Below are 21,463 nucleotides of genomic sequence, written 5' to 3'. Positions count from 1 at the left end.
CAACGACTCTACCCACTTCAGCTGGTCAGTCCCTCGTAATCGACCAGGCGGCGTGCGGTGGCTTCGTCCAGGATCAGGTCGGTGGCCAGCCTCGCTGCCAGGGCGCCGCGCAGGCCGTTGATCTTGGAAACCCCCGACACCACGCAGATCCTGCGGCGCACCTGCCGCAGCTGGGCAAGCGCCGGACCGGTGGACCTTTCGTTCAGGACGATCCCGTCGGAGGACCCGTCGGCGCGGAAGAAGACCGTGGCGACGTCACCCACCACGTCCGAGTTGGCAAGGGCGTTCAGGTCGTCCTCATCGAGGTACCCGCCCGCGTAGACGTGGCTGGGATAGTCGGCGTGCACGGAACCCACACCGAAGATGGCGATGCTCATCTTTGCCTGCAGCTCCAGCACGCGCTGCACGCTGCGTTCATTCCACATTGCCGTCTTGGTGGCGGCGTGGTCGAAGAAGGCCGGAACCGGGAACTGCTCCACCCGGGCTCCGTACGCGCTGCCGAACCTGCGCATGATGTCGCTGGCATAGGTAATGCCCGTGGTGTGCATGTTTCCGGCGCCGTTGAGCTGGACTATCACGCTGTCATGCGTGATTTTCCTGGTGAGGTGCCGGCTGACTGCACTGAGCGTTGATCCCCAGGCCACGCCGATAATGGCGTTGGAATCCACCAGGGGCCCGATGGTGCGCGCCGCCTGCATGGCCACGCGGTCGAGGGTTTCGGCTTCGTTGAGCGTGCCAAGGATGGGAACCACGTGGACATCAAGGTTGTACCGGCGGCGGATGATCCCTTCCAGTTCGGGTCCGGTGTCCAAAGGGTTGCGGATTTGGATCTGTACCAGGCCCGAATCCCGTGCGGACGACAAAAGGCGGGAAACCGTGGACCGTGACGTGCGCAGTTCACGCGCAATCGCGTCCATGGTGAGGTCCTGCAAGTAGTACATTTGTGCAGCTCGGAGGGCATCTGCGTCCCGTGAAAGTGCCATCTCACTTCCATTCTGCACGTTCGTGCATAGTCCTTGACTCCATTTTCCATTTCTCCGAACAATAGAGCAGAACGGCGGCGCTATCCAGTGCGTCCGCATCACACAAAGCCCCAAGGGAGTCGTTTTGGGACCCAAGGATTCAACTGTTCAACCCTCCTCTGTTTCAGTGCCCCGGCCGGGGGCCGGGCGCGCGTCCGTCCACAGCCTGCGGCAACGTCCGCACGCGAAGGTGCTGGTTGTTGGCGGTGGCATCAACGGAGTGGGCACCTTCCGTGATCTGGCACTCCAGGGCGTCGATGTCGCGCTCGTGGAACGCGGAGATTACTGCCAGGGCGCCAGCGGTGCGTCCTCGCACATGATCCATGGCGGAATCCGCTACCTCGAGAACGGCGAGTTCCGCCTGGTCCGGGAGTCCGTGGTGGAACGCAACCGCCTGCTCAGGATTGCGCCGCACTATGTCAAGCCGCTGCAGACAACCATCCCCATCTTCAGCACCTTCTCCGGCATCCTCTCGGCACCGCTGCGCTTCCTGACCCACAAGCAGCAGGGAAAGCCCAAGGAGCGTGGAGCGTTCCTCATCAAGGTGGGGCTTAGTCTCTACGATTCGTTCTCCAGGAACGGCGGGACGGTACCGCGGCACCAGTTCAGGACCCACAAGGCAGCCCTCGGGGAACTGCCCGCCCTGCGGCCCGACGTCAAATACACGGCCACCTACTTCGACGCGTCCGTCCACAACCCGGAGCGGCTGACCCTGGACGTCCTGCAGGACGGCGAAAAGGCCGGACGCGCCGGTAACGCGAGGGGCACCAGCGCACAGAGTGATACGGCCCGCGCCAGCAATTACCTGTCACTCCAATCCATGTCTGCAACCCCCAATCCGGGAACCGGCAGGGGAAGCACTGTCCGCCTTCGCGACGAACTGACCGGTGAGGAATTCGACTTCACGGCGGACATCATCGTCAACACCACCGGGGCCTGGGTGGACCACACCAACCAGGCAATGGGTGCGGCATCCTCGTTCATGGGAGGCACCAAGGGGTCCCACATCGTGCTGGACCACCCGGGCCTCCTCGCCGCCTGCCGCGGCCGGGAAATCTTCTTCGAGCACACCGACGGCCGGATCGTCCTCATCTACCCCATGGGCGACCGGGTTCTCGTGGGCACCACGGACGTTGACGCGGACATGTCGGAGGACGCCGTCTGCACCGACGAGGAGATCCAGTACTTCTTTGAACTGATCAACCACGTCTTCCCCTCGGTCGACGTCACACCAGAGGACATCGTGTACACGTTCTCGGGTGTCCGCCCCCTGCCCAGCCATGACGCCACCCAGCCCGGCTTCGTCTCACGTGATTACCGCATCGAACGCCGCGCGTCCGCACCTGAGGGGAGCGGCGCCGTCGTGCTGAGCCTGGTGGGCGGCAAATGGACCACCTTCCGTGCCCTTGCCGAGCACCTGACCAACGAGGTCCTCAGTGAACTCGGCGTGCAGCGCAAGGTGTCCACGGCGCAGCTCCCCATCGGCGGCGGCGCCGGTTTCCCTGCCGACGAAGCTGGCGTGCAGAAATGGATCAAGGCCCACATGGCCGGCGGCCGGGATGCAGACCGCACGGCCGGACTGCTGACCCGCTACGGGACCCGGGCCGAAGAGGTCATCGCCTACCTCGATGCCGAGCCCGACCACGCGCTGCGGTCCACCCGTGAACTGAGCGTCCGTGAACTGGAATTCATGGCGGCCAATGAGCAGGTGGGGCACCTGGTGGACGTCCTCATCCGGCGTACCTCCCTGGCCTTCCGCGGACTGGTTACCGGTGAACTCCTCAACGAAGTGGCGGAAGTCCTGTCCGTCCCGCTCCAGTGGGACGCGGCGGCGCGCGCCGCCGAGATCAAGCACGCACAGGACGTGCTGCAGCGTTTCCACCGCGTGGAAACGCACAGCCTGGTCGCCTAAGGCCAGGTTTCCGGCCGGGGCGTTACAGCGTCCCGGCCACACGGTCCTTCACCAGCGGAGGACCGACAACTAAACAAAGAAATGGAGTCAAAGATGTCTCTAGGAATAGTCTTCCTCTCCGAAGTCTTTGGCACGGGCATGCTGACCCTGTTGGGTTGCGGCGTCGTTGCCAACGTGGCTTTGCGGGGGACAAAAGGCAACAGTGGCGGCTTCCTGATGGTCACTTGGGGATGGGGCATTGCCGTCTTCTGTGGTGTCTTCGTCGCCGCCAAGTCGGGCGCGCACCTGAACCCTGCCGTCACGCTCGGCCTGCTGCTCAATGGCAAGGCTGAATATGCGCCGGGAGTCACCGTAGACTTCGCTTCCACCCTCACCTACTTCGGTGGCGAGATGGTGGGTGCATTCCTTGGTGCCGTGGTCTGCTGGCTGGCCTACAAGCAGCACTTCGACGACGAACCCGAGCCTGCCAGCAAGCTTGGGACCTTTTCCACCGGCCCTGCCATCCGGTCCACCCCATGGAACCTGATCACCGAAATCATCGGCACTTTTGTGCTGGTCTTCGTCATCCTCACCCTCGGCGGTACCCCCTCAGGGCTCGGCCCGCTGGCAGTAGCGCTGCTCGTGGTCGGTATCGGTGTTTCCCTCGGCGGCCCCACCGGCTACGCCATCAACCCTGCCCGTGACCTGGGACCGCGCATCGCCCACGCTGTGCTTCCCATCAAGGGCAAGGGCTCCAGCGACTGGAGCTATTCGTGGATTCCTGTGGTCGGCCCGCTTGTGGGCGGCGCCCTGGGTGGACTCGTCGCCCGGATTGTCCCGATCATCATCACGGCCGCTTCCTGACCCGTACTCATCACAGCCATTAACAAGACAAGGACGTCATCATGAACCAGTACGTAATCGCCATTGACCAGGGCACCACCAGCACCCGCGCCATCATCTTCGACCACAGCGGCGCCATAGTCTCCTCCGGCCAGATGGAACATGAGCAGATCTTCCCGCAGGCAGGATGGGTGGAACACGACGCCGCGGAAATCTGGAACAACACCCGTGAGGTCATCGGCTCGGCCCTCTCCAAGGCGAACCTGACGCGGCACGACATTGCCGCCGTCGGCATCACCAACCAGCGTGAAACAGCCGTCGTGTGGGACAAGACCACAGGCAAGCCGGTGTACAACGCCATCGTGTGGCAGGACACCCGCACCCAGGACATCGTCGACGAACTGGGCAGGGACGGCGGCGCGGACCGTTTCAAACAAAAGGTGGGCCTGCCGCTGGCCACCTACTTCTCCGGCACCAAGATCAAATGGATCCTGGACAACGTTGACGGCGCCCGTGAAAAGGCAGAGGCCGGGGACCTGGTGTTCGGCAACACCGACGCCTGGGTCCTCTGGAACCTCACGGGCGGCGTGGACGGCGGTGTCCACGTCACCGATGTCACCAACGCCTCCCGGACCCTGTTCATGGACCTCGAAACCCTGCAGTGGGACGACGAAATCCTCGGGATCTTTGGCGTGCCGCGAAGCATGATGCCGGAGATCAAGTCCTCCTCAGAGGTTTACGGCACCGTCCACAGCTCGCAGCTGCTGCGGGAAACGCCGGTGGCGGGCATCCTGGGCGACCAGCAGGCCGCCACATTCGGCCAGGCCGCCTTTGAAGCAGGAGAAGCCAAGAACACCTACGGCACCGGCTGCTTCCTGATCTTCAACACGGGCGAGGAAATTGTCCACTCGAAGAACGGGCTGCTGACCACCGTGGGCTACAAGCTGGGCGATGCCAAGCCGCACTACGCCCTGGAAGGTTCAATCGCCGTGACCGGCTCGCTGATCCAGTGGCTGCGCGACAACCTGGGCATGATCAGCAGCGCCCCCGAGGTGGAAACCCTGGCCGCATCCGTCAAGGACAACGGCGGCGTCTACATCGTCCCCGCGTTCTCCGGCCTCTTCGCCCCGTACTGGCGCTCCGACGCGCGGGGGGCCATCGTGGGCCTGACCCGGTTCGTTAACAAGAACCATATCGCCCGGGCAGCCCTGGAGGCCACGGCATTCCAGACCCGCGAGGTGCTTGACGCCGTCAACGCGGACTCCGGCGTTCCGCTGACCGAACTGAAGGTCGACGGCGGCATGGTCGCCAACGACGCATTGATGCAGTTCCAGGCGGACATCCTCGGCGTCCCGGTGATCAGGCCCAAGGTCATCGAGACCACGGCGCTGGGGGCAGCCTACGCGGCTGGCCTGGCTGTTGGCTTCTGGAAGGACCTGGGCGAGTGCTCGGCCAACTGGTCCGAGGACAAGCGCTGGGAACCGCAGATGGACAAGGCCGAACAGGACCGCCAGATGCGGCTCTGGAAGAAGGCTGTCACCAAGTCCATGGACTGGGTCGACGAGGACGTGCGCTAGGCAGCACTCTCTGCGGCCCGGACAGCAGTGGACAATCCGGGCAGCAGTGAACAGTCCGGGCAGCAGTGTACAATCCGGACAGCAGTGAACAATCCGGACAGCAGTGAAAAGGGAGGGCGGCATTGGTGCCGCCCTCCCTGTTCACGGGCTCCGGTCAGGAGATGTCCGGTTCCGAGGCTCAATCGCAGAGTTGGGCCCGCGGTGTCTTCGCGTAAACGCTCCTGCTGACCTCGTAGCCCCTCGCGTCCTGCTCCAGGGCCTCCTCATTGACACGGGCGAAGTGCCGGGCATCCAGCTGCCGCACTTTCACCAGATCCATGAATTCCTGGTCGGAACCGCCCACTGCAGTGACCTTCACCAGCCCGGTTCCGGCTGAATAGAACTTTCGCTGATGCCCGGCGTCAGGTGGTTCCAGAGGGTTGAATTCATCGATCACCAGCACGTCGTTGTAGCAGCCCGTAGGAACACAAACGTGCTGGTCCTGCTTGAAGACTTGCCCGCAGTCAAGGAAATCCACCTTCGGTGCGTACGCCTGCACATACGGAGGAGTATCTGTCCGGGGCGTGGCCTTCATTGCGATACCGGCCTGCGCCTTCGCGATGCCGCTGATGAAGGTGCTTGGTGCGCCGGCCAACTTGCCGTTTTCGTATTCCTCGGGGTATTCGCCGAACAGCCAGACGGCGCCGCTGGTGCTCTGCGCGAAGAACGCCAGCTCGGATTCGACCAGTTCGCCGTTGTCATAATCGCGGTCCCACACCACCTGCGTGGTGATGCCGTCAATCACTTTCGTCAGCCCTGTCACGGTGCTGACCACGCTGTGCGCGTGGACGCCGTCCGAAGAGGACACCTCCCCAGTGGTTGTGAATTGCATGCCCGGCTTGAGCGGGAACCATTTGTTGTCGATATGCGGTTTTGTCTGGAAATCAGAAGGGTCGAAGATGATCGCAGAGCCGGGACCGCAGAGCTCCGGTGGTTGTTGTGCCGCGGCCGCGGTGGCGGCGGACGTCACGGTGAGCGTCGCCAGGACAAGCATGAGCGTGGAACCGTATGCGGTGAATCGCTTTTGTCGATGGAACATGGCCGGCCTTTCGTTGTGAGTGGGTTTTGTGCACCCTGCCGCTATCCAGCGGGGGCTGGTTCCGGGTTGGGGCGGCGAGTGCCGCGGGCCGGGCGCCGCTTGGCGAAGCGGAGGTACAGCGACGGCACAATGAAGAGGTTCAGCAGGGTGGACGTGACGAGGCCGCCCAGGATGACCACTGCCATGGGGTGTTCGATTTCGTGGCCCGGGACATTCCCCATGACCACCAGGGGCACCAGGGCCAATCCGGTTGCCAGGGTGGTCATGAGGATCGGGGACAGCCGCTCGGCTGCCCCGCGCAGCACCAGGTCACGGCCAAAGGTCTCACCCTCGTCCCTTTCCAGATGCTGGCAGTGGCTGATGAGCAAAATGCCGTTGCGCGCAGCGATACCCATCACCGTCAGGAAGCCCACAACCGAGCCCAGGGAAAGGATCCCGCCGGACATGAAAGCGGCGAAAACCCCGCCCACCAAGGCGATCGGCAGGGTCAGAAGGGACAGTACGGCGAGCCGCCAGCTCCGGAATGATGTTTGGAGGAGCAGGAGGATCAGGACGAGGGCAGCGGCGGCGAAAATCATCAGGCGGTTCGTGGCCGCCTCACGTTCGGTGTATTCGCCTAGCAGCTGCACGCTGTAACCGGCCGGCAGGTCCAGGGTGTCAAGGCGTTGCTGCAGCTCGCGGGCGACGTTGCCGAGGTCTGCGCCCGATGCCAGGAACGATCCAACTTCAACGCGGCGCGATCCGTTCGTACGGTCAATCTGGTTCGGCACCGGCTGAAGGGCCACGGTGGCCAGGTCAGCGAGGCGGACCCGCTGGCCGGTGGGCGTGTCGATCGGCAGGTCTTCGATGCTGGTAACGCTGGACCGGGTGGCGGGAGTGCTCCAGACGTGGACGTCGTAGGCACGTCCGTCGCGGAAGACGTCGCCTACCTCCTCGCCAGCCACGAGCGTGGCTGCCGCACGTCTCACATCGCCAGGTTTCAGTCCGTATTTCTGTGCCTGGGCCAGGTTGACCGTGACAGAGATCTGCGGGACCTCAACCTCAAGGGAGACATGGGCGTCCTGGGTGCCGTGGATGCCGTCCAGGATGTCTTTGACCCGTTGGGCCTGTTCACGCAGCACGTTGAGGTCATCCCCGTAAACGCGGACGAGGATCGGCTCACTGGCTCCCGTGAGGACCTCTTCGATCCGTTCCTTCAGGTAGGTCTGGACGTCCCGGTGCAGGCCGGGATACCCGTTGACAACGTCCTGCACGGCGGCGAGCGTCTCGTCGTAGTTGGCGTGACGGTCAATGCTGATCCAGTGCTCGCCCGCGTTGACGCCAACAATCTCGTCGGCGGTGAAGGCCTGACCAATGTGTGTACCGCAATTCAGGACGCCGGGCACTTTGAGGAACTCCTCGCAGCCGCGCTGCGAGATCCGATATTCCTCCGCGGCTGACGTTCCCGGCTGTGAGACCCAGTGCATCAGGAAGTCCCGTTCCTTGAAAGTGGGGAACAGGGATGAGCCCAGGAGGGGTGCTATCGCCAAACCTGCCAGGGCGACGACTCCGAATCCCGCGTAGCCGTAGCGGGGCCGCTTCATCATGCCTGACAGGACCGCGTGGTAGCCGCGCTTGAGCACGCGGACGAGGGGAGCGTCACGCTCCTCCAGTTTGGCGTTACCGAGGAGGATCAGTGCCAGGGCCGGAGTGACCGTCAGCGCCACCAGCATTGAGGCGAGTACTGCCAGCGTGTAGGTGATTGCCAGCGGCCGGAAGAAGACGCCCGTCAGTCCATCCAGGAAGAAGATGGGTACTGCCGCCACCACAATGATCAGGGTGGCATAGACGATGGGGCTCCGCATCTCGAGCGAGGCTTTCAACACCACCGAGGACGTGGATTCGCCGCTGCCCCGGGCGCGGTGCTGCCGCAGCCGCCGCATGATGTTTTCGACGTCGATGATGGCGTCATCGACCACGACACCGACCGCAATAACCAGCCCCGCAAGGACCATCGTGTTGATCGAACTCGCGGTGAAATACAGGACCAGGGCAGCTGTGAGCAAGGACAGCGGAATCGCGATGAGGCTGATGAGGGCTGTCCGCCATTGGAAGAGGAAAGCGCCCAGGATCAGGACGACGAGCAGGCAGCCGAGCAGCAGGGCCAGGCTGAGGTTGGAGATGGATTCCTCCACAAAGCTTGCCGGGCGGAAGATAGTGGTGTCGAAGCTGATTCCACTCAAGCCGGGCTGCAACTCATGCAGGGCCTCCTCAACGCCCTTGGTCACGTCCAGGGTGTTGCCCCAGGGCAGTTTCTCGACAATGAGCATGAGCCCATGGCCGCTATTGATGACGGCGTCACCGATGAGTGGCTGGTGGTCTTCCACTACTTGGGCTACGTCGCCAAGGTGGAGGGGCACGCCGTCCTTTTCACGGATCGTCACCTGGGCCAGGTCGGCGGGAGTCTTTATCGGCTGGACGTGCCGAACCCCCATTCTCTGGTTGGGGCTGTCAATAAAGCCCCCGGTGCCGATGAACCTTCCGGGCGAGTACCTGAGCAGGCCTGCGTCGAGGGCGCCGGCGGTGACTTCCATGACCTGGTTGAGGGAAACGTCCTGGGCTTTGAGCTTGTCGGGTTCCACCTGCACCTGCAGCATCTGGAGCCGTTCCCCCCAAATTGCCACGTTGGCCACACCGGGAACCCGCAGGAGGCGGGCCCGGATGGTCCAGTAGGACAGCATGGACATCTCAATGAGCGAGTGCTCGGATGACGTCATTCCTATCTTCATCACGCGGCTCGTGGCGGACAGCGGCTGCAGCATGACCGGCGGGGCCGCCCAGGTCGGCAGCGCCGCTGTCACGGACGCCATGCGTTCCGAGACCTGCTGGCGGGCGTTGAGCAGGTCGGTGCCCGGATGGAAGAGCAACACGATCGAAGACAGCTGCGCAACGGATTTGGACCGCAGCTCGTCCAGTCCCGGCATGCCGCCTACCGCTGCCTCGATGGGAACGCTGACCAGCTCTTCGACTTCCTGGGCAGTCAGGCCAAGGCACGCGGTCTGGATTTCGACCCGGGGTGGGGCGAATTCGGGAAAGACGTCCACGGACGCGGCACCCAGCTGCAGGGATCCGAGCAGCATGACCGCACACGCGATGGCGACGACGATCGTCCTAAACCTGAGGCTGACCCCGATTATCCAGCGCATGTCACTGGGCCGTGTCGAATTCCGCGCCAAAAAGCTCCTCAGCGCCCGTGGTCACCACCGTTGTGCCGGGAGGCGGCCCGTCGCCCAACTGCGCAACATCGGCGTTGATGCGTTCGACGGTGATTGGCGCGCGGACGTAAACCAGGGGCTCGGGGTTGGTGTAGACCCACGTCTTGCCGGTGCTGTCATACAGGATGGCCGCATAGGAGACGGTGAGCTTCCCGGTCTGGGGGTCCGTCGCCACCTGGACAGTGGTAAGCCCAAGGCGTTGGACAGCGTGATCGGTGAGCGTGATGCGGTGAAGGTCCGTTCCCGGCACCGTGGCAATGGCCGCCGGGTCGTTGGCTGACGCCGCTTCGGACACTTGGGCGCACCCTGCAACCAGGAGTGACAGGAACGCCGCGATAATGAGGGCTGCGTGCTTCCTGGCGGGCCCTGCTGGAATGGATTTCATCACACAACCTGGTTTTCAGTAGGTTCATAGGTGGCGTGGCCGTCGCTGTGTGCTGGTGCCTTCGGCGCGAAGGCGAGCAGTACGGCGGGTACCACGAACAGGGTGGACAGGGTGGAGGTCAGCAGGCCGCCCCAGATGATCACGGCAAGCGGTTGAATGATTTCCGTTCCTGCCACGCCGCCGAACAGGACGAGGGGCACAAGTGCAAGTGCCGTCATCCCGGCCGACATCAACGTCGGACCCAGCCTGTCCCTCGCCGCATGGACCACCAGGCCAGGCATCGGCACGTCGCCGCCCCGGGCCTGTAGTGTCCGGACGCGTTCCGCCATCAGCAGGGTGCCCCGGGCCGCGATCCCCAGCACGACGGCGAACGCCACCAGTGCGACCAGGGAATTTACCGCCCCGGTAACCAGGGCGGCAAGCACGCCTCCGGAGAGCGAAAGGACCAGGCACAGGGCGAGCGGGACGGCGAGCCGCCAGCTTCCGGCAGCAGTCTGCAGAAGCACCAGGATGCCGGCCGCGGCAATGGCTCCGAGCAACCAGAGCCACTGGATGTTGCTTTGCTGCTGGGCATACTGCGTGAGGATTTCGGCGTGGTACGACATCGGGAACTGCATCTTTTGGAGGCCCGCATTAATGTCGTTTTGGATGTCGCTCAGGGGCCGGCCCTGGATATCGGCTTTCACGTCAAGGCGGCGATAGGTGTCATCGTGAAGAATGACGGACTCGTTTCCGACCATATTGACCTGGGCGACGTCGCCCAGGCGGGCATGCCCGCCGCTGGGGGTGTCGATGATCAGGTCACGAACGCTGTCCAGGCTGTTCCGCGTGGACGGGACCCCCTTGACGATGACCGAGAAGACCTTCTGCTGTTCGTAGAGGTTGCCCACTTCGATACCTTGCACCAAGGCGGCCGCAGCGCGTCGAACATCCCCGGGGGCGACGCCGGCCTTCTGCGCCTTGGCAAGGTCAACCGTGACCTCGGCAATGGGCTGCTCGGGGGGAACGTCAACATGGGCGTTCGCAATGCCGGCGGTGTGTTCCAGAATCTGCTGCACCTCCGACGCCTTCTGCCGCAGGATCGCGGGGTCCAGGCCGTAGACCCGGACGGCGAATCCGCTGTCCGCAGCGTCCCGGATCGCGTCGAGGCGCTCCTGGGGATAGGTCGATACCTTGCTGGTCAGCCCGGGGTAGCCGGCAATGACCTGCTTGACGGCGGCAGCAGTATCCCTGAAGGACGCATCGTGTGCCACGCTGACCCAAAGTTCACCCGAACTTACGTCACCGACCTGGTCGGAGGTGATGGCCCGGCCAACGTGGCCTCCCACATTGGCCACGCCGGGCACGCCGCGCAGCTCGCCCGCCGCCGCCTCCGTGATCCGGCTCATTTCCTGGTCCGAGGTACCAGCGATCGCGCTCCAGTGCACCACCAGGGTCTTGTCCGCCATTACCGGTACCACGGGGTGGCCGGCTGCCAGCTGGGGCATCAAGGCCAGCCCCGCCAGCGCCACAACGGCGGAAGCAGCGAACATCCATTTAGCCCCTCCCCTCAGGCGGACCAGGAGCCGGCCGTAGCCCACCTCGAGCCGCTTCAGCGACCGGCGTTCCCGCGGCGCGTTCAACGCTCCGGGGAGGACGAACACCAGCGCGGCTGTGACGGCCAGCGCCACGATCATCGAGACTGCCAGGGCAAGCAGGTAGGCCAGGACAAGTGGACCGAAAAGGGCTCCATTCTCACCTGTGAAGAAGAATGCCGGCATCGTGGCCAGCGCCATGATCAACAGCGAGTAGAGAATCGGAGTACGAACCGAGCGAAGGGCCTCCGGAACCAGGCCCGAGCCCCGCTGGGTATCGTGCAGCGCGTCCCCGCGTTTCCTGGCGGAAAGGTTCGCCGCCACCACCCCACTGAGGTCCTCGGCGACGTCGCCTACGATAACCGCGAGGGCGAGCACCATGCCCGCGAACACCATGGAGTTCATCCCGACCCCGCGCCAGTACAGGACAAGGGCCGCCGCGGTGAGTGCCGCCGGGATGGTGACCAGGCTGATGACAGCGGCACGCCATGACCGGAAGAACGCCCAGAACATCGCGACGATGACCAGCAATGTGATGAGCAGGCCGACGCCGATTACGCCGACTTCCTCCTCGATGAAGGACGCCTGTCGGTAAACGGTGGTGTCCACCTGTACCCCGGGCAGGCCCGGCTGGAGTGCGCGCAGTGCCTCGTCCACGCCCCGCGTCACGTCCATGGTGTTGGTCTCGGGGAATTTCTCGATCACCAGGAGGAGTTCGGTTTCCTTGCTCAGGAGGGCATCGCCGATCAGTGGCTGGTGGTCCGTTTGAACCGTGGCGACGTCCTTCAGGAGGAGGTTCCCCGCCGGACTGTCCAATGGAACCTGACCCAGGTCCTGGGGAGTGGTGATTGGCAGGACGTGCTGGACGCCGATCCGCTGGTGTCCGGTCTCGAAGAAGCCGCCCGTTCCCGGGGTGGAGGCCTCCAGGTAGCTCAGCGGTGATACCCATACTGAGTTGCCGGTGGTCTTGATGACATCGTCCAGCGTGACGCCTTTGGCTGCAAGCTGACCCGGATCCACCAGGACCTGCAGTTGCTGATCCCGTTGGCCCCAGATGGCCACGTTGGCGACACCAGGCACCGCCAGGAGGCCTGGCTTCATCGTCCAGCGGGCCAGGACAGACATGTCGATGGCCGACATGTCCTTTGACGTGAGCTTGATCATCATCACCCGGCTGGTGGATGAGAGCGGCTGCATGAGGACCGGCGCTGCTGACACGTTCGGCAGTGCGCGGGCCTGGGTAAGGCGCTCAGAGACCAGCTGGCGTGCCCGGAAAAGGTCAGTCCCCGGCTTGAAGACCATCTGGATCGAGGACAGCCCGGGGAGGGACTTGGATCGGATCGCCTCCACCCAGGCAACGCCGTTCAGCAGGTCGGCCTCCATCGGGGAGGTGACGAGCTGTTCCACCTCGGCGGCCGAGAGCCCCAGGGCCTCCGTCTGGATCTCCACCTGCGGCGGGGCGAATTCCGGATAGGCATCAACGGACATGCCCGGCAAACTTGATAACCCAAAAGCGAGAATTCCCGCAGCCAATGCCAGGACCAACAACCGGAACTGGACAGCCCAGCGAATTATGGCGGTCATGACCAGTACCACGGTGATTGCCTGGCCCACAACCCGGGAGCTTCGGTGCGGACCTTTACTTTTGCGGGGGCGAAGCTGCTGTCCGCCAGTTGTCGTGCGGGAAATCTACGCCAAGAACACATTTCGGGCTCCTCGACCTGAGACCGTTCAGTACCCCGCAGACTTGCCATCACTGTGGACCGCATAGCATAACTTGGCAAGAGTACTTAGCCCCTCAACTTTGCGGCTCCGGCAGTAGGGGGAGCACCCAATTCGGGGTGGTGGCTTTAGGGGGATGCGGGCTCCGGCGTGTGCCCTCATCGGCTGGGCGGTAATCCGGCACTTGTTTACACTGGGGGTGCGCTAAAGTAGAGCCATGCGTGCGATCCTTCTGCTTAGTTAGCCGCCGGCTCCGGATATCGGATAGCTGAGCGGCAGCCCCTCCCTTGGCGAGGGGCTTTTGTGTGTCCGGGGTATGGCGCCGGGCCGGCAGCAGGAGGATCAGGCCGTTATGGCAGCACCGATGCCGTAACAGAACAGAAGAGGGCAGCAGTGGGCGTTCAGCCGGAGACAGAGACCGGAACAGCAACAACAGTATCGGCGGAGCCTGAGGAGGGCACCTACAGTTTCACCGCCATGGAGGCCAAATGGCCCCAGGTGTGGGAGGACCTCAAGGTCTTCACCCCGGTGGATGACGGGTCCCGGGAGCGCCGCTACGTGCTTGACATGTTCCCGTACCCGTCCGGTGACCTGCACATGGGCCACGCCGAAGCGTTCGCCATGGGTGACGTCGTGGCCCGCTACCTGCGCCAGAAGGGGTACGACGTCCTGCACCCCATCGGCTGGGACTCCTTTGGCCTGCCCGCGGAGAACGCTGCCATCAAGCGCAACGCCCACCCCAGCGAGTGGACCTACGCCAACATCGACACCCAGGCAGCGTCCTTCAAGCGGTACGCCATCTCCGCCGACTGGTCGCGCCGCCTCCACACCTCCGACCCCGAGTACTACCGCTGGACCCAGTGGCTGTTCAAGCGCTTCTACGAGCGCGGGCTGGCCTACCGGAAGAACTCCCCGGTCAACTGGTGCCCCAAGGACCAGACCGTCCTGGCCAACGAGCAGGTAGTCAACGGCGCCTGCGAGCGCTGCGGCACCACCGTGACCAAGAAGTCGCTCAACCAGTGGTACTTCAAGATCACCGACTACGCGGACCGCCTGCTGGATGACATGGACGAGCTGCGCGGCCACTGGCCCGAGCGCGTCCTGGCCATGCAGAAGAACTGGATCGGCCGGTCCGAGGGTGCCCACGTCAACTTCGTGATCGAGGCCGACGGCGGCAAGCCCGCCAAGGAGGTCACGGTCTTCACCACCCGCCCGGACACCCTGTACGGGGCAACCTTCTTCGTGGTGGCTGCCGACGCGCCGCTCGCCGTCGAACTTGTCACGGACGACCACGCAGCTGCCCTGGACGAATACCGTGAACGGGTCAAGGCGCTCTCCGAGATCGAACGCCAGTCCACCGAGCGCGAAAAGACTGGTGTCTTCACCGGCCGCTACGCCATCAACCCGCTGAACGGCGAAAAACTGCCGGTCTGGGCTGCCGACTACGTCCTGGCCGACTACGGCACGGGCGCCATCATGGCCGTGCCCGCGCATGACCAGCGGGACCTCGACTTCGCCCGCGCGTTCAACCTGCCGGTCCGCGCCGTCCTGGACACCGGCGAAGAGGATCCCGCCGTCTCGGGCACCGCCACCTCGGGGGAGGGCACCCTGATCAACTCCGGCGAGCTCGACGGACTGCCCAAGGCCGAGGCCATCCCGGCGGCCATCACCATCCTGGAGCGGCAGGGCACCGGCGAGAAGTTCGTGAACTTCCGGCTCCGCGACTGGCTCCTGAGCCGGCAGCGGTTCTGGGGCACCCCCATCCCCATCATCCACTGCCCGTCCTGCGGCGAAGTCCCCGTTCCCGATGAGCAGCTGCCCGTGACCCTTCCCTCGGACCTCCGCGGCGAGGACCTGGCCCCGAAGGGCACCTCGCCGCTGGCCGCGGCCGAGTCCTGGGTCAACGTCGAATGCCCCACCTGCCACGGCCATGCCAAGCGGGACACCGACACCATGGACACGTTCGTCGACTCCTCCTGGTACTTCCTGCGCTTCGTCTCCCCGCACTACACCGGGGGCCCCTTCGATCCGGAGAAGATCAACGACTGGATGCCCGTGGGCCAGTACGTCGGCGGTGTGGAGCACGCCATCCTCCACCTGCTGTACGCCCGCTTCTTCACCAAGGTCATCCACGACCTGGGCATGATCGACGCCGACGAACCCTTCAGCGCCCTGCTGAACCAGGGCCAGGTACTCAACGGCGGCAAAGCCATGAGCAAGTCGCTGGGCAACGGCGTGGACCTCGGCGAGCAGCTCGACAAGTACGGCGTGGACGCGGTCCGGCTGACCATGATCTTCGCCTCCCCGCCGGAGGACGACGTCGACTGGGCCGATGTTTCGCCGTCGGGCTCGGCGAAATTCCTGGCCCGCGCCTGGCGCCTGGCGCAGGACGTGGCCAGCGGGCCCGGCGTGGACGCCACCACCGGCGACCGCGCGCTGCGGTCGGTAACGCACCGCACCATCGCGGACGCCGCTGAACTGCTGGACGCCAACAAGTTCAACGTGGTGGTGGCCAAGCTGATGGAGCTGGTCAACGCCACCCGCAAGGCCATTGACTCCGGCGCAGGGGCGGCGGATCCGGCGGTCCGCGAAGCCGCTGAAGCCGTCGCCGTGATCCTCAGCCTCTTCGCGCCATACACCGCCGAGGACATGTGGAACTTGCTGGGCCACCCGGCGTCGGTGGCCAACGCAGGCTGGCCCGCCCACGATCCCGCGCTCCTGGTCCAGGACACGGTCACCGCCGTTGTCCAGGTGCAGGGCAAGGTCCGTGACCGGCTTGAGGTGTCCCCGGACGTCTCCGAGGATCAGCTCCGCGAGCTGGCCCTGGCGTCCGACAACGTCCAGCGCGCCCTTGACGGCCGCGGCATCAGGACAGTCATCGTCCGTGCGCCTAAGCTGGTCAACATCGTCCCGGCATAAGCGCTGCACCCTGCAGCACGCACCGGCCGCGGGAAGTTTTCCGGCGGCCGGTGCTGACTGATCCGGACACCGTCTCCAGGAGGCCCCTTGCCCGACAGTAATGCCGCTGCCTGGCCATGGGTCCGTGCACGGCTGTCAGGCCTCCGTCCCGGGGCGCGTCCGGGGACGCGGCGGGCGGCCGGGAGCGCTGAGGTGCGCACAGCCGTCGTCACTGATTCCGCTGCCGCCCTGCCTGCGGACTATGCAGGCAGGCTGCCGCGGGACGGCATCCTGACCGTGACACCCATGCCCGTCATGGTGGGCCGGGAAATCTACGGCGAGGGTGAAGACGACATCCTCGAGACCATCGCCGTGGCGCTGGCCTCCGGAACGCAGGTCAAAACATCCAGGCCGTCACCGGGCCAATTTGAGCAGGCGTACCGCGCGGCCGAACTCCGGGGATTCCAGGCGGTCGTTTCCGTCCATATCTCCGGGGAACTTTCCGGCACTGCCGACGCGGCCCGGCTTGCTGCGGCAAAGGTGGGGATCCCCGTGGAGGTGGTGGATACCCGAACCGTGGGCATGGCACAGGGGATGGCCGTGCAGGCTGCCGTGGAGGCTGCCGCCGCCGGCGCCGACCATGCCGGGGTTGCTGCCGCGGCAGCGGCCCAGGCAGCCCGCACCAAGGTCTTCTTCTACGTCCCCAGCCTGGAACAGCTGCGGCGGGGCGGACGGATCGGCGCCGCGGCCTCGCTGCTGGGCACCATGTTTGCCATCAAACCTATCCTTGCGGTCGACGGCGGCAGGATCGTCCCGCTGGAGAAGGTGCGGTCAGGTGCCAGGGCCGTGGCGCGCCTTGAGGAAATCGTGGTGGCCGAAGCGGCGGCGCGTCCGGGAGAGGCCGTGCGCCTGGCCGTCCATCATTTCGGGAACTCCGAAGAGGCGGAGAGCCTGGCCGCGCGGCTGGAAGCGGCACTTCCCGAATGCCCGCCCGCCCAGATCAGTTCCCTCCCGGCGGTCCTCGCTGCCCATGCGGGCCTCGGCGTCCTTGCGGTCATCGTGGGCAGGACGGCCGCCGATGGGGGGACGGACGGCGGACCGGGCGCTGAAGCGCACCTTTCCACATAGCCTCTTTGCCGGCTGCCGGTCGGCGGACCGTGTTCCTAGGGTGGAGCTATGTCACGCCGGGATGCTGGAGCAGCAGGTCAGCAGGCGCGCCATGTGAGGGCGAGGCTCCATGCCACCCTGGGGGAGGGACCTTCCGGGCTCCTGCAGGACGGGGCCGGCCCCGACGGTTTTGAGTACCGGGGTTCCGGTGACGCGGGCGGAGACAAACCCGGCAGTGGCTCCGGAGCTGGTTCCGGTGTGGCGCCTTCGCTCCGGTGGCGGGTGGGGCTGCGCGTCGCCGTGCTGCTGGCTGTTCTGGCCGTGGCCGCGGGAGCCTGGTTTTGGTGGCAGGCCGGGGCGGCCGCGCCCCAGGTCCTGCCGTTGGGCGGCACCGGTTCCGGCGGCGCATCAGCAGCGGCCGGTGACAGTGGTTCCGTCCAGGGCGGGGCCCCAGCCCCACCGGATTCCGGCAGCGGGCAGGGCGGCTCCGCGTCAGCGGGGACGGTGGTGGTGCACGTTGTTGGCGCCGTGGCCAGACCCGGTGTTATCCGGCTGCCGCACGGCAGCCGCGTTGAGGACGCCATCGCTGCGGCGGGCGGTGCGACTCCGGACGCCGACGTCAACCGGCTCAACCTTGCCCTCGTGGTGGAGGACGGCCAGAAAATCCACGTTCCGCGGCAAGGGGAACCCCAGGCCTCCGCGGCCGGTGCCGCAGGTCCGGACGGCACTGGGTCAATGGGTGCTGGTTCAGGCACTGCGCAGCAGGGGACGGTACCCGGCCAGACCGGCGGAAAGGTCAACCTCAACACCGCGGACGCTGCCACGCTGGACACGCTGCCAAAAGTCGGGCCGGTCCTGGCCCAGCGGATCGTGGACTGGCGGAAGGAACACGGCCCCTTCAAGAGCGCGGAAGAACTGGACGCCGTCGACGGCGTGGGACCAAAGATGCTTGAGGCCTTGCTCCCGCTGGTGACGGTCTAGGGACGGCCGTGGGAGCGAATTCAGGAAGGGGAGGCCGGGACAAGGGTCAGGGATGGAATGCGCCCGATCCCGGCGGCGGAAAGCAACGGCGCAGTCCCTGGCACCGCTTCATCGAGTCCGCGGTGAATGGCCCCGGCCTGGAACCACAGGCTCCGACGCCTCCAGGCGCAACGGAAGCCTCCGGGACCCCTTCTCCGCCTTCGACACCGGCCCACCCACGGACCCCCTGCTTGCCGGCCACCGGGCACCGGCCGCTGCAGGGGCACTGGACGCGCGCCGTGCACCACGTGCGCCAGCGGGTGGCCGATGGCGGCAAGGCCCAGGAAAACGCTGATACCAGTCCCGCGGAACCACGACGCCGCACGGACCTCCGCCTTGCCCTTCCGGCATTATTGGTATGGACCGCCTCAGTGGCCGGGCTCTGGCTGCCGCCTGCGGAGCTTGCAGCACTGTGCTCCGCACTGGCGGCACTTGGCGGCCTCCTCCTGGCCCGCGCGGCCAGGCATCGCACGGCACGAACTGCGCGTCCCGCCGTCGGCCACCAGGAACGGGCCGGGCCGCCCCGCGCCACCGGACGCAGCTTTCCCGCCGCCCTGGGCGTCTCCCTGATGCTGGCCGCTGCCGCCGCAGCCCACGCTGCAACGTCGTCAAGCCAACGGTTCGAGGGTCCCCTCGCCGACGCGGTCACTGCCGGCAAGTCCGTCGTCGCCATTGTGGAGGTGGCCGGAAACCCAAGGGCCATGGCAGGACCGGGCGGGTCGGCGGGACGCTGGGCAGTTCCGGTGTGGACGCAGGAAGTGACCACCGGCGGCATGCTGGTGCGGACACGGGCGCGGCTCACCATCATGGGCGGGCAAGGCTGGGGCGGGGTGGTTCCGGGGCAGACCCTGCGCGCAGCAGGAAAGCTGCGGCCGGCGGAGCCGGGGGACCAGGACGCGGGAACCCTGGCCGCCTCCACCGCCCCCGGCAAGGCCATGGGAGGCTCGCTGCTGGAGGGGGCAGCGAAGGAGCTTCGGGCGCGCTTCGTTTCCGCCGCGGTTTTCCTGTCACCCGATGCCCGCGGACTCCTTCCGGGAATGGTCACCGGAGACACCAGCGCACTGGACGAGGGACTGGACAACGCCATGAAGGCTGTGGGCATGACCCACCTAACGGCGGTCAGCGGGGCAAACTGCAGCCTGGTGCTGGGGGCCTTGCTGCTCCTGTGCCGCCGGTGCCGGCTGCCGCGTGCTCCCGCTGCGGCTGGAGCACTTTGCGGCCTGGCCCTCTTCATAGTCCTGGTGGGACCGGACGCCAGCGTCCTGCGGGCCGCTCTCATGGGTGCCATCGGGGTGGCCGCCCTCGCGGGCGGACGCCCAGGGCGCGGACTGAGCTTCCTGTGCCTCGCCGTCATCGGCCTTCTACTGGCCGAGCCTGCCCTTGGCACCAGTTTCGGATTCCTGCTGTCCGTCCTTGCCACGCTGGGGATCATTCTCCTGGGGCGGCGGATCGTCGCCTGGATTCCCGCAGCGGTGCCCCGGTGGATCGCCGCCGCCGTTGCGGTTCCGCTGTCCGCACAGCTGTTGTGCGGGCCCGTCATCGTCCTCCTGCAGCCCCGGTTCGCCACCTATTCGCTGCTGGCCAATGTCGTGGTGTCACCCCTGGTGGCGCCGGTGACCCTGCTGGGAACGGCAGCGGTGCCGCTGGTGGTCCTGCTTCCGTGGGCCGCCACGTTTCTGATCGCTGTGGCTGGAACGTTCAGCGCCGGCGTCGCCGCCACCGCCAGGTTCACGGCGCAGCTGCCCGGCTCCGCCCTGCCCTGGCCTGAGGGAGTGCCCGGGCTGCTGTCGATGGTGCTGTTGTCCACCGTTACCCTGGCGGCCGTGTGGGCAGTGGTCCGGCCCCTGCGGTTCGCCTGCCAGGTCCGGAAAGCGCACGCCGTCACGGTGGCACTGATCGGGCTGATGGAGCTGCGGCTGCAGCACATCCGCCGCAAGGGCAGCTTGGACCGCGGGCGCAGACGTGGCAGGCTGGGATACTGCAATAAAACCTCCGGAAGGGACCTTGGATGGCCGTCGCGCAAAAGCGGGCAACACGCTCCCCGGCGTCGAACACAGCCTCCTGGCGGGACGTAGCCCCGGCCTCGATCGTGCTGGTAAGCGGCCCGGAAGAGTACCTGGGCATCAGGGCCATGGACAGGATCCGCTCACAGGTCAGGGCGGCCGCGCCGGACGTCGAATTGAGCCGCATCAACGCCGCCGGCTATGACGCCGGCACCCTGACCATGCAGGTGAGCCCTTCACTGTTCGGTGAGAGCAAGCTCATTGAAGTGGAGGCCGTGGAAGGGATGAACGACGCCTTCCTGGCGGATGCCCTTGCCTACCTGCAGCACCCGGAACAGGACGCCGTCGTCGTGCTCCGGCACGCCGGCGGAGCACGCGGCAAAAAGCTCCTCGACGCCGTTAAGAAGGGTGGCTGGCCGGTCGTCGACTGCCAGCCACTGAAGAAGGATGCGGACAAGGTCTCGTTCGTCATGGCGGAGTTCAAGGCGGCCGGGCGTCGGATCAACCAGGACGCCGTCCAGGCGCTGGTGAATGCCGTGGGGGCCGACCTTTCGGAACTCGCCGCGGCGTGCTCGCAACTGATTGCCGACGCAGGGAGCACCGTCACTACTGAGACCGTGGACAAGTACTACGGCGGACGGATCGAGGCCACCGCGTTCAAGGTCGCCGACGCCGCAATGGCAGGAAACGCCCCCGTGGCGCTGTCGACGCTGCGCCACGCCCTTGCCACCGGTGCTGACCCGGTTCCGCTGGTGGCAGCCCTCGCCTCGAAGCTGAGGACTGTCGCACGGGTGGCCGGCGCCTCCGGATCGCCCGCGCAGATCGCGGCGGAACTCGGGATGCAGCCCTGGCTCGTGGAGCAGGCACAGCGGGACGTCCGGCGCTGGACCCCGGAAGGCCTGGTCCGGTCCATCCAGGCCACGGCGGAGGCTGATGCGCAGGTCAAGGGCTTGTCCCGGGACCCCGTCTACGCCGTCGAACACGCCGTGACGGTGATTGCCATGTCCGTCCAGGGCAGGTAGGCCGCAACGCTTAAAAGCGTGTGGCCGGTACCTTGCGGTACCGGCCACACCATCAGTTCGTGGGAAC

13 protein-coding genes are annotated in these 21,463 nt (G+C 65.9%); 8 read left to right on the top strand and 5 right to left on the bottom strand.

Annotation, left to right across the window (positions count from 1 at the left end):
* Positions 1-17 precede the first annotated feature (17 nt).
* Positions 18-983 carry a sugar-binding domain-containing protein gene (locus LDO86_RS10470; RefSeq protein WP_018769294.1) on the bottom strand — a complete coding sequence of 322 codons (966 nt, stop codon included), beginning with the start codon at positions 981-983 and terminating at the stop codon, positions 18-20.
* 166 nt (positions 984-1,149) lie between these two features.
* On the opposite strand from LDO86_RS10470, the gene LDO86_RS10465 reads away from it, so the two are divergent.
* The 3 genes from LDO86_RS10465 (at position 1,150) to glpK (ending at position 5,333) form a co-directional block, all read left to right on the top strand.
* Entirely contained in the window at positions 1,150-2,934 is a 1,785-nt protein-coding gene (locus LDO86_RS10465; RefSeq protein WP_056390442.1) for a glycerol-3-phosphate dehydrogenase/oxidase, read from the top strand.
* A 93-nt stretch (positions 2,935-3,027) separates the two neighbouring features.
* Positions 3,028-3,777, top strand: coding sequence for an MIP/aquaporin family protein (locus LDO86_RS10460; protein WP_026265770.1), 750 nt, complete (start codon positions 3,028-3,030; stop codon positions 3,775-3,777).
* A 41-nt stretch (positions 3,778-3,818) separates the two neighbouring features.
* Positions 3,819-5,333: a glycerol kinase GlpK gene (glpK, locus tag LDO86_RS10455; protein ID WP_018769291.1), complete on the top strand. Its 1,515-nt coding sequence runs from the start codon at positions 3,819-3,821 to the stop codon at positions 5,331-5,333.
* A 178-nt stretch (positions 5,334-5,511) separates the two neighbouring features.
* On the opposite strand, the gene LDO86_RS10450 is transcribed toward glpK, so the two are convergent.
* The 4 genes from LDO86_RS10450 to LDO86_RS10435 all read right to left on the bottom strand — a co-directional run bounded on the left by LDO86_RS10450 (position 5,512) and on the right by LDO86_RS10435 (position 13,208).
* The gene (locus LDO86_RS10450; protein ID WP_018769290.1) at positions 5,512-6,411 is read right to left on the bottom strand and encodes a hypothetical protein; all 900 of its coding nucleotides are present in this window, start codon (positions 6,409-6,411) and stop codon (positions 5,512-5,514) included.
* Positions 6,412-6,452: 41 nt separating this feature from the next.
* Positions 6,453-9,530 carry an efflux RND transporter permease subunit gene (locus tag LDO86_RS10445; RefSeq protein ID WP_018769289.1) on the bottom strand — a complete coding sequence of 1,026 codons (3,078 nt, stop codon included), beginning with the start codon at positions 9,528-9,530 and terminating at the stop codon, positions 6,453-6,455.
* Positions 9,531-9,597: 67 nt separating this feature from the next.
* A complete protein-coding gene (locus tag LDO86_RS10440) occupies positions 9,598-10,050 on the bottom strand; it encodes a hypothetical protein (RefSeq protein ID WP_018769288.1) in 453 nt (150 codons plus the stop codon).
* Positions 10,050-13,208 carry an efflux RND transporter permease subunit gene (locus tag LDO86_RS10435; protein ID WP_043424953.1) on the bottom strand — a complete coding sequence of 1,053 codons (3,159 nt, stop codon included), beginning with the start codon at positions 13,206-13,208 and terminating at the stop codon, positions 10,050-10,052. Before LDO86_RS10435 ends, LDO86_RS10440 begins: the two co-directional genes overlap by 1 nt.
* Positions 13,209-13,739: 531 nt before the next feature.
* Between LDO86_RS10435 and leuS the strand changes: the two genes are divergently transcribed.
* The 5 genes from leuS to holA all read left to right on the top strand — a co-directional run bounded on the left by leuS (position 13,740) and on the right by holA (position 21,396).
* On the top strand, positions 13,740-16,265 hold the full coding sequence (gene leuS, locus LDO86_RS10430; RefSeq protein WP_018769286.1) for a leucine--tRNA ligase: 2,526 nt from the start codon (positions 13,740-13,742) through the stop codon (positions 16,263-16,265).
* 87 nt (positions 16,266-16,352) lie between these two features.
* Positions 16,353-17,372: a DegV family protein gene (locus LDO86_RS10425; protein ID WP_026265768.1), complete on the top strand. Its 1,020-nt coding sequence runs from the start codon at positions 16,353-16,355 to the stop codon at positions 17,370-17,372.
* A 48-nt stretch (positions 17,373-17,420) separates the two neighbouring features.
* Positions 17,421-18,332: a helix-hairpin-helix domain-containing protein gene (locus LDO86_RS10420; RefSeq protein WP_026265767.1), complete on the top strand. Its 912-nt coding sequence runs from the start codon at positions 17,421-17,423 to the stop codon at positions 18,330-18,332.
* A gap of 230 nt (positions 18,333-18,562) precedes the next feature.
* Positions 18,563-20,446: a ComEC/Rec2 family competence protein gene (locus tag LDO86_RS10415; RefSeq protein WP_223991579.1), complete on the top strand. Its 1,884-nt coding sequence runs from the start codon at positions 18,563-18,565 to the stop codon at positions 20,444-20,446.
* The gene (gene holA, locus LDO86_RS10410) at positions 20,380-21,396 is read left to right on the top strand and encodes a DNA polymerase III subunit delta (protein ID WP_018769283.1); all 1,017 of its coding nucleotides are present in this window, start codon (positions 20,380-20,382) and stop codon (positions 21,394-21,396) included. Before LDO86_RS10415 ends, holA begins: the two co-directional genes overlap by 67 nt.
* Positions 21,397-21,463 lie beyond the last annotated feature (67 nt).

This window comes from Arthrobacter sp. StoSoilB19 (assembly GCF_019977275.1).
Taxonomy (GTDB): domain Bacteria; phylum Actinomycetota; class Actinomycetes; order Actinomycetales; family Micrococcaceae; genus Arthrobacter.
Note: the sequence above shows the minus strand (reverse complement) of the source record. Positions and strands in the feature narration are given on the sequence as shown.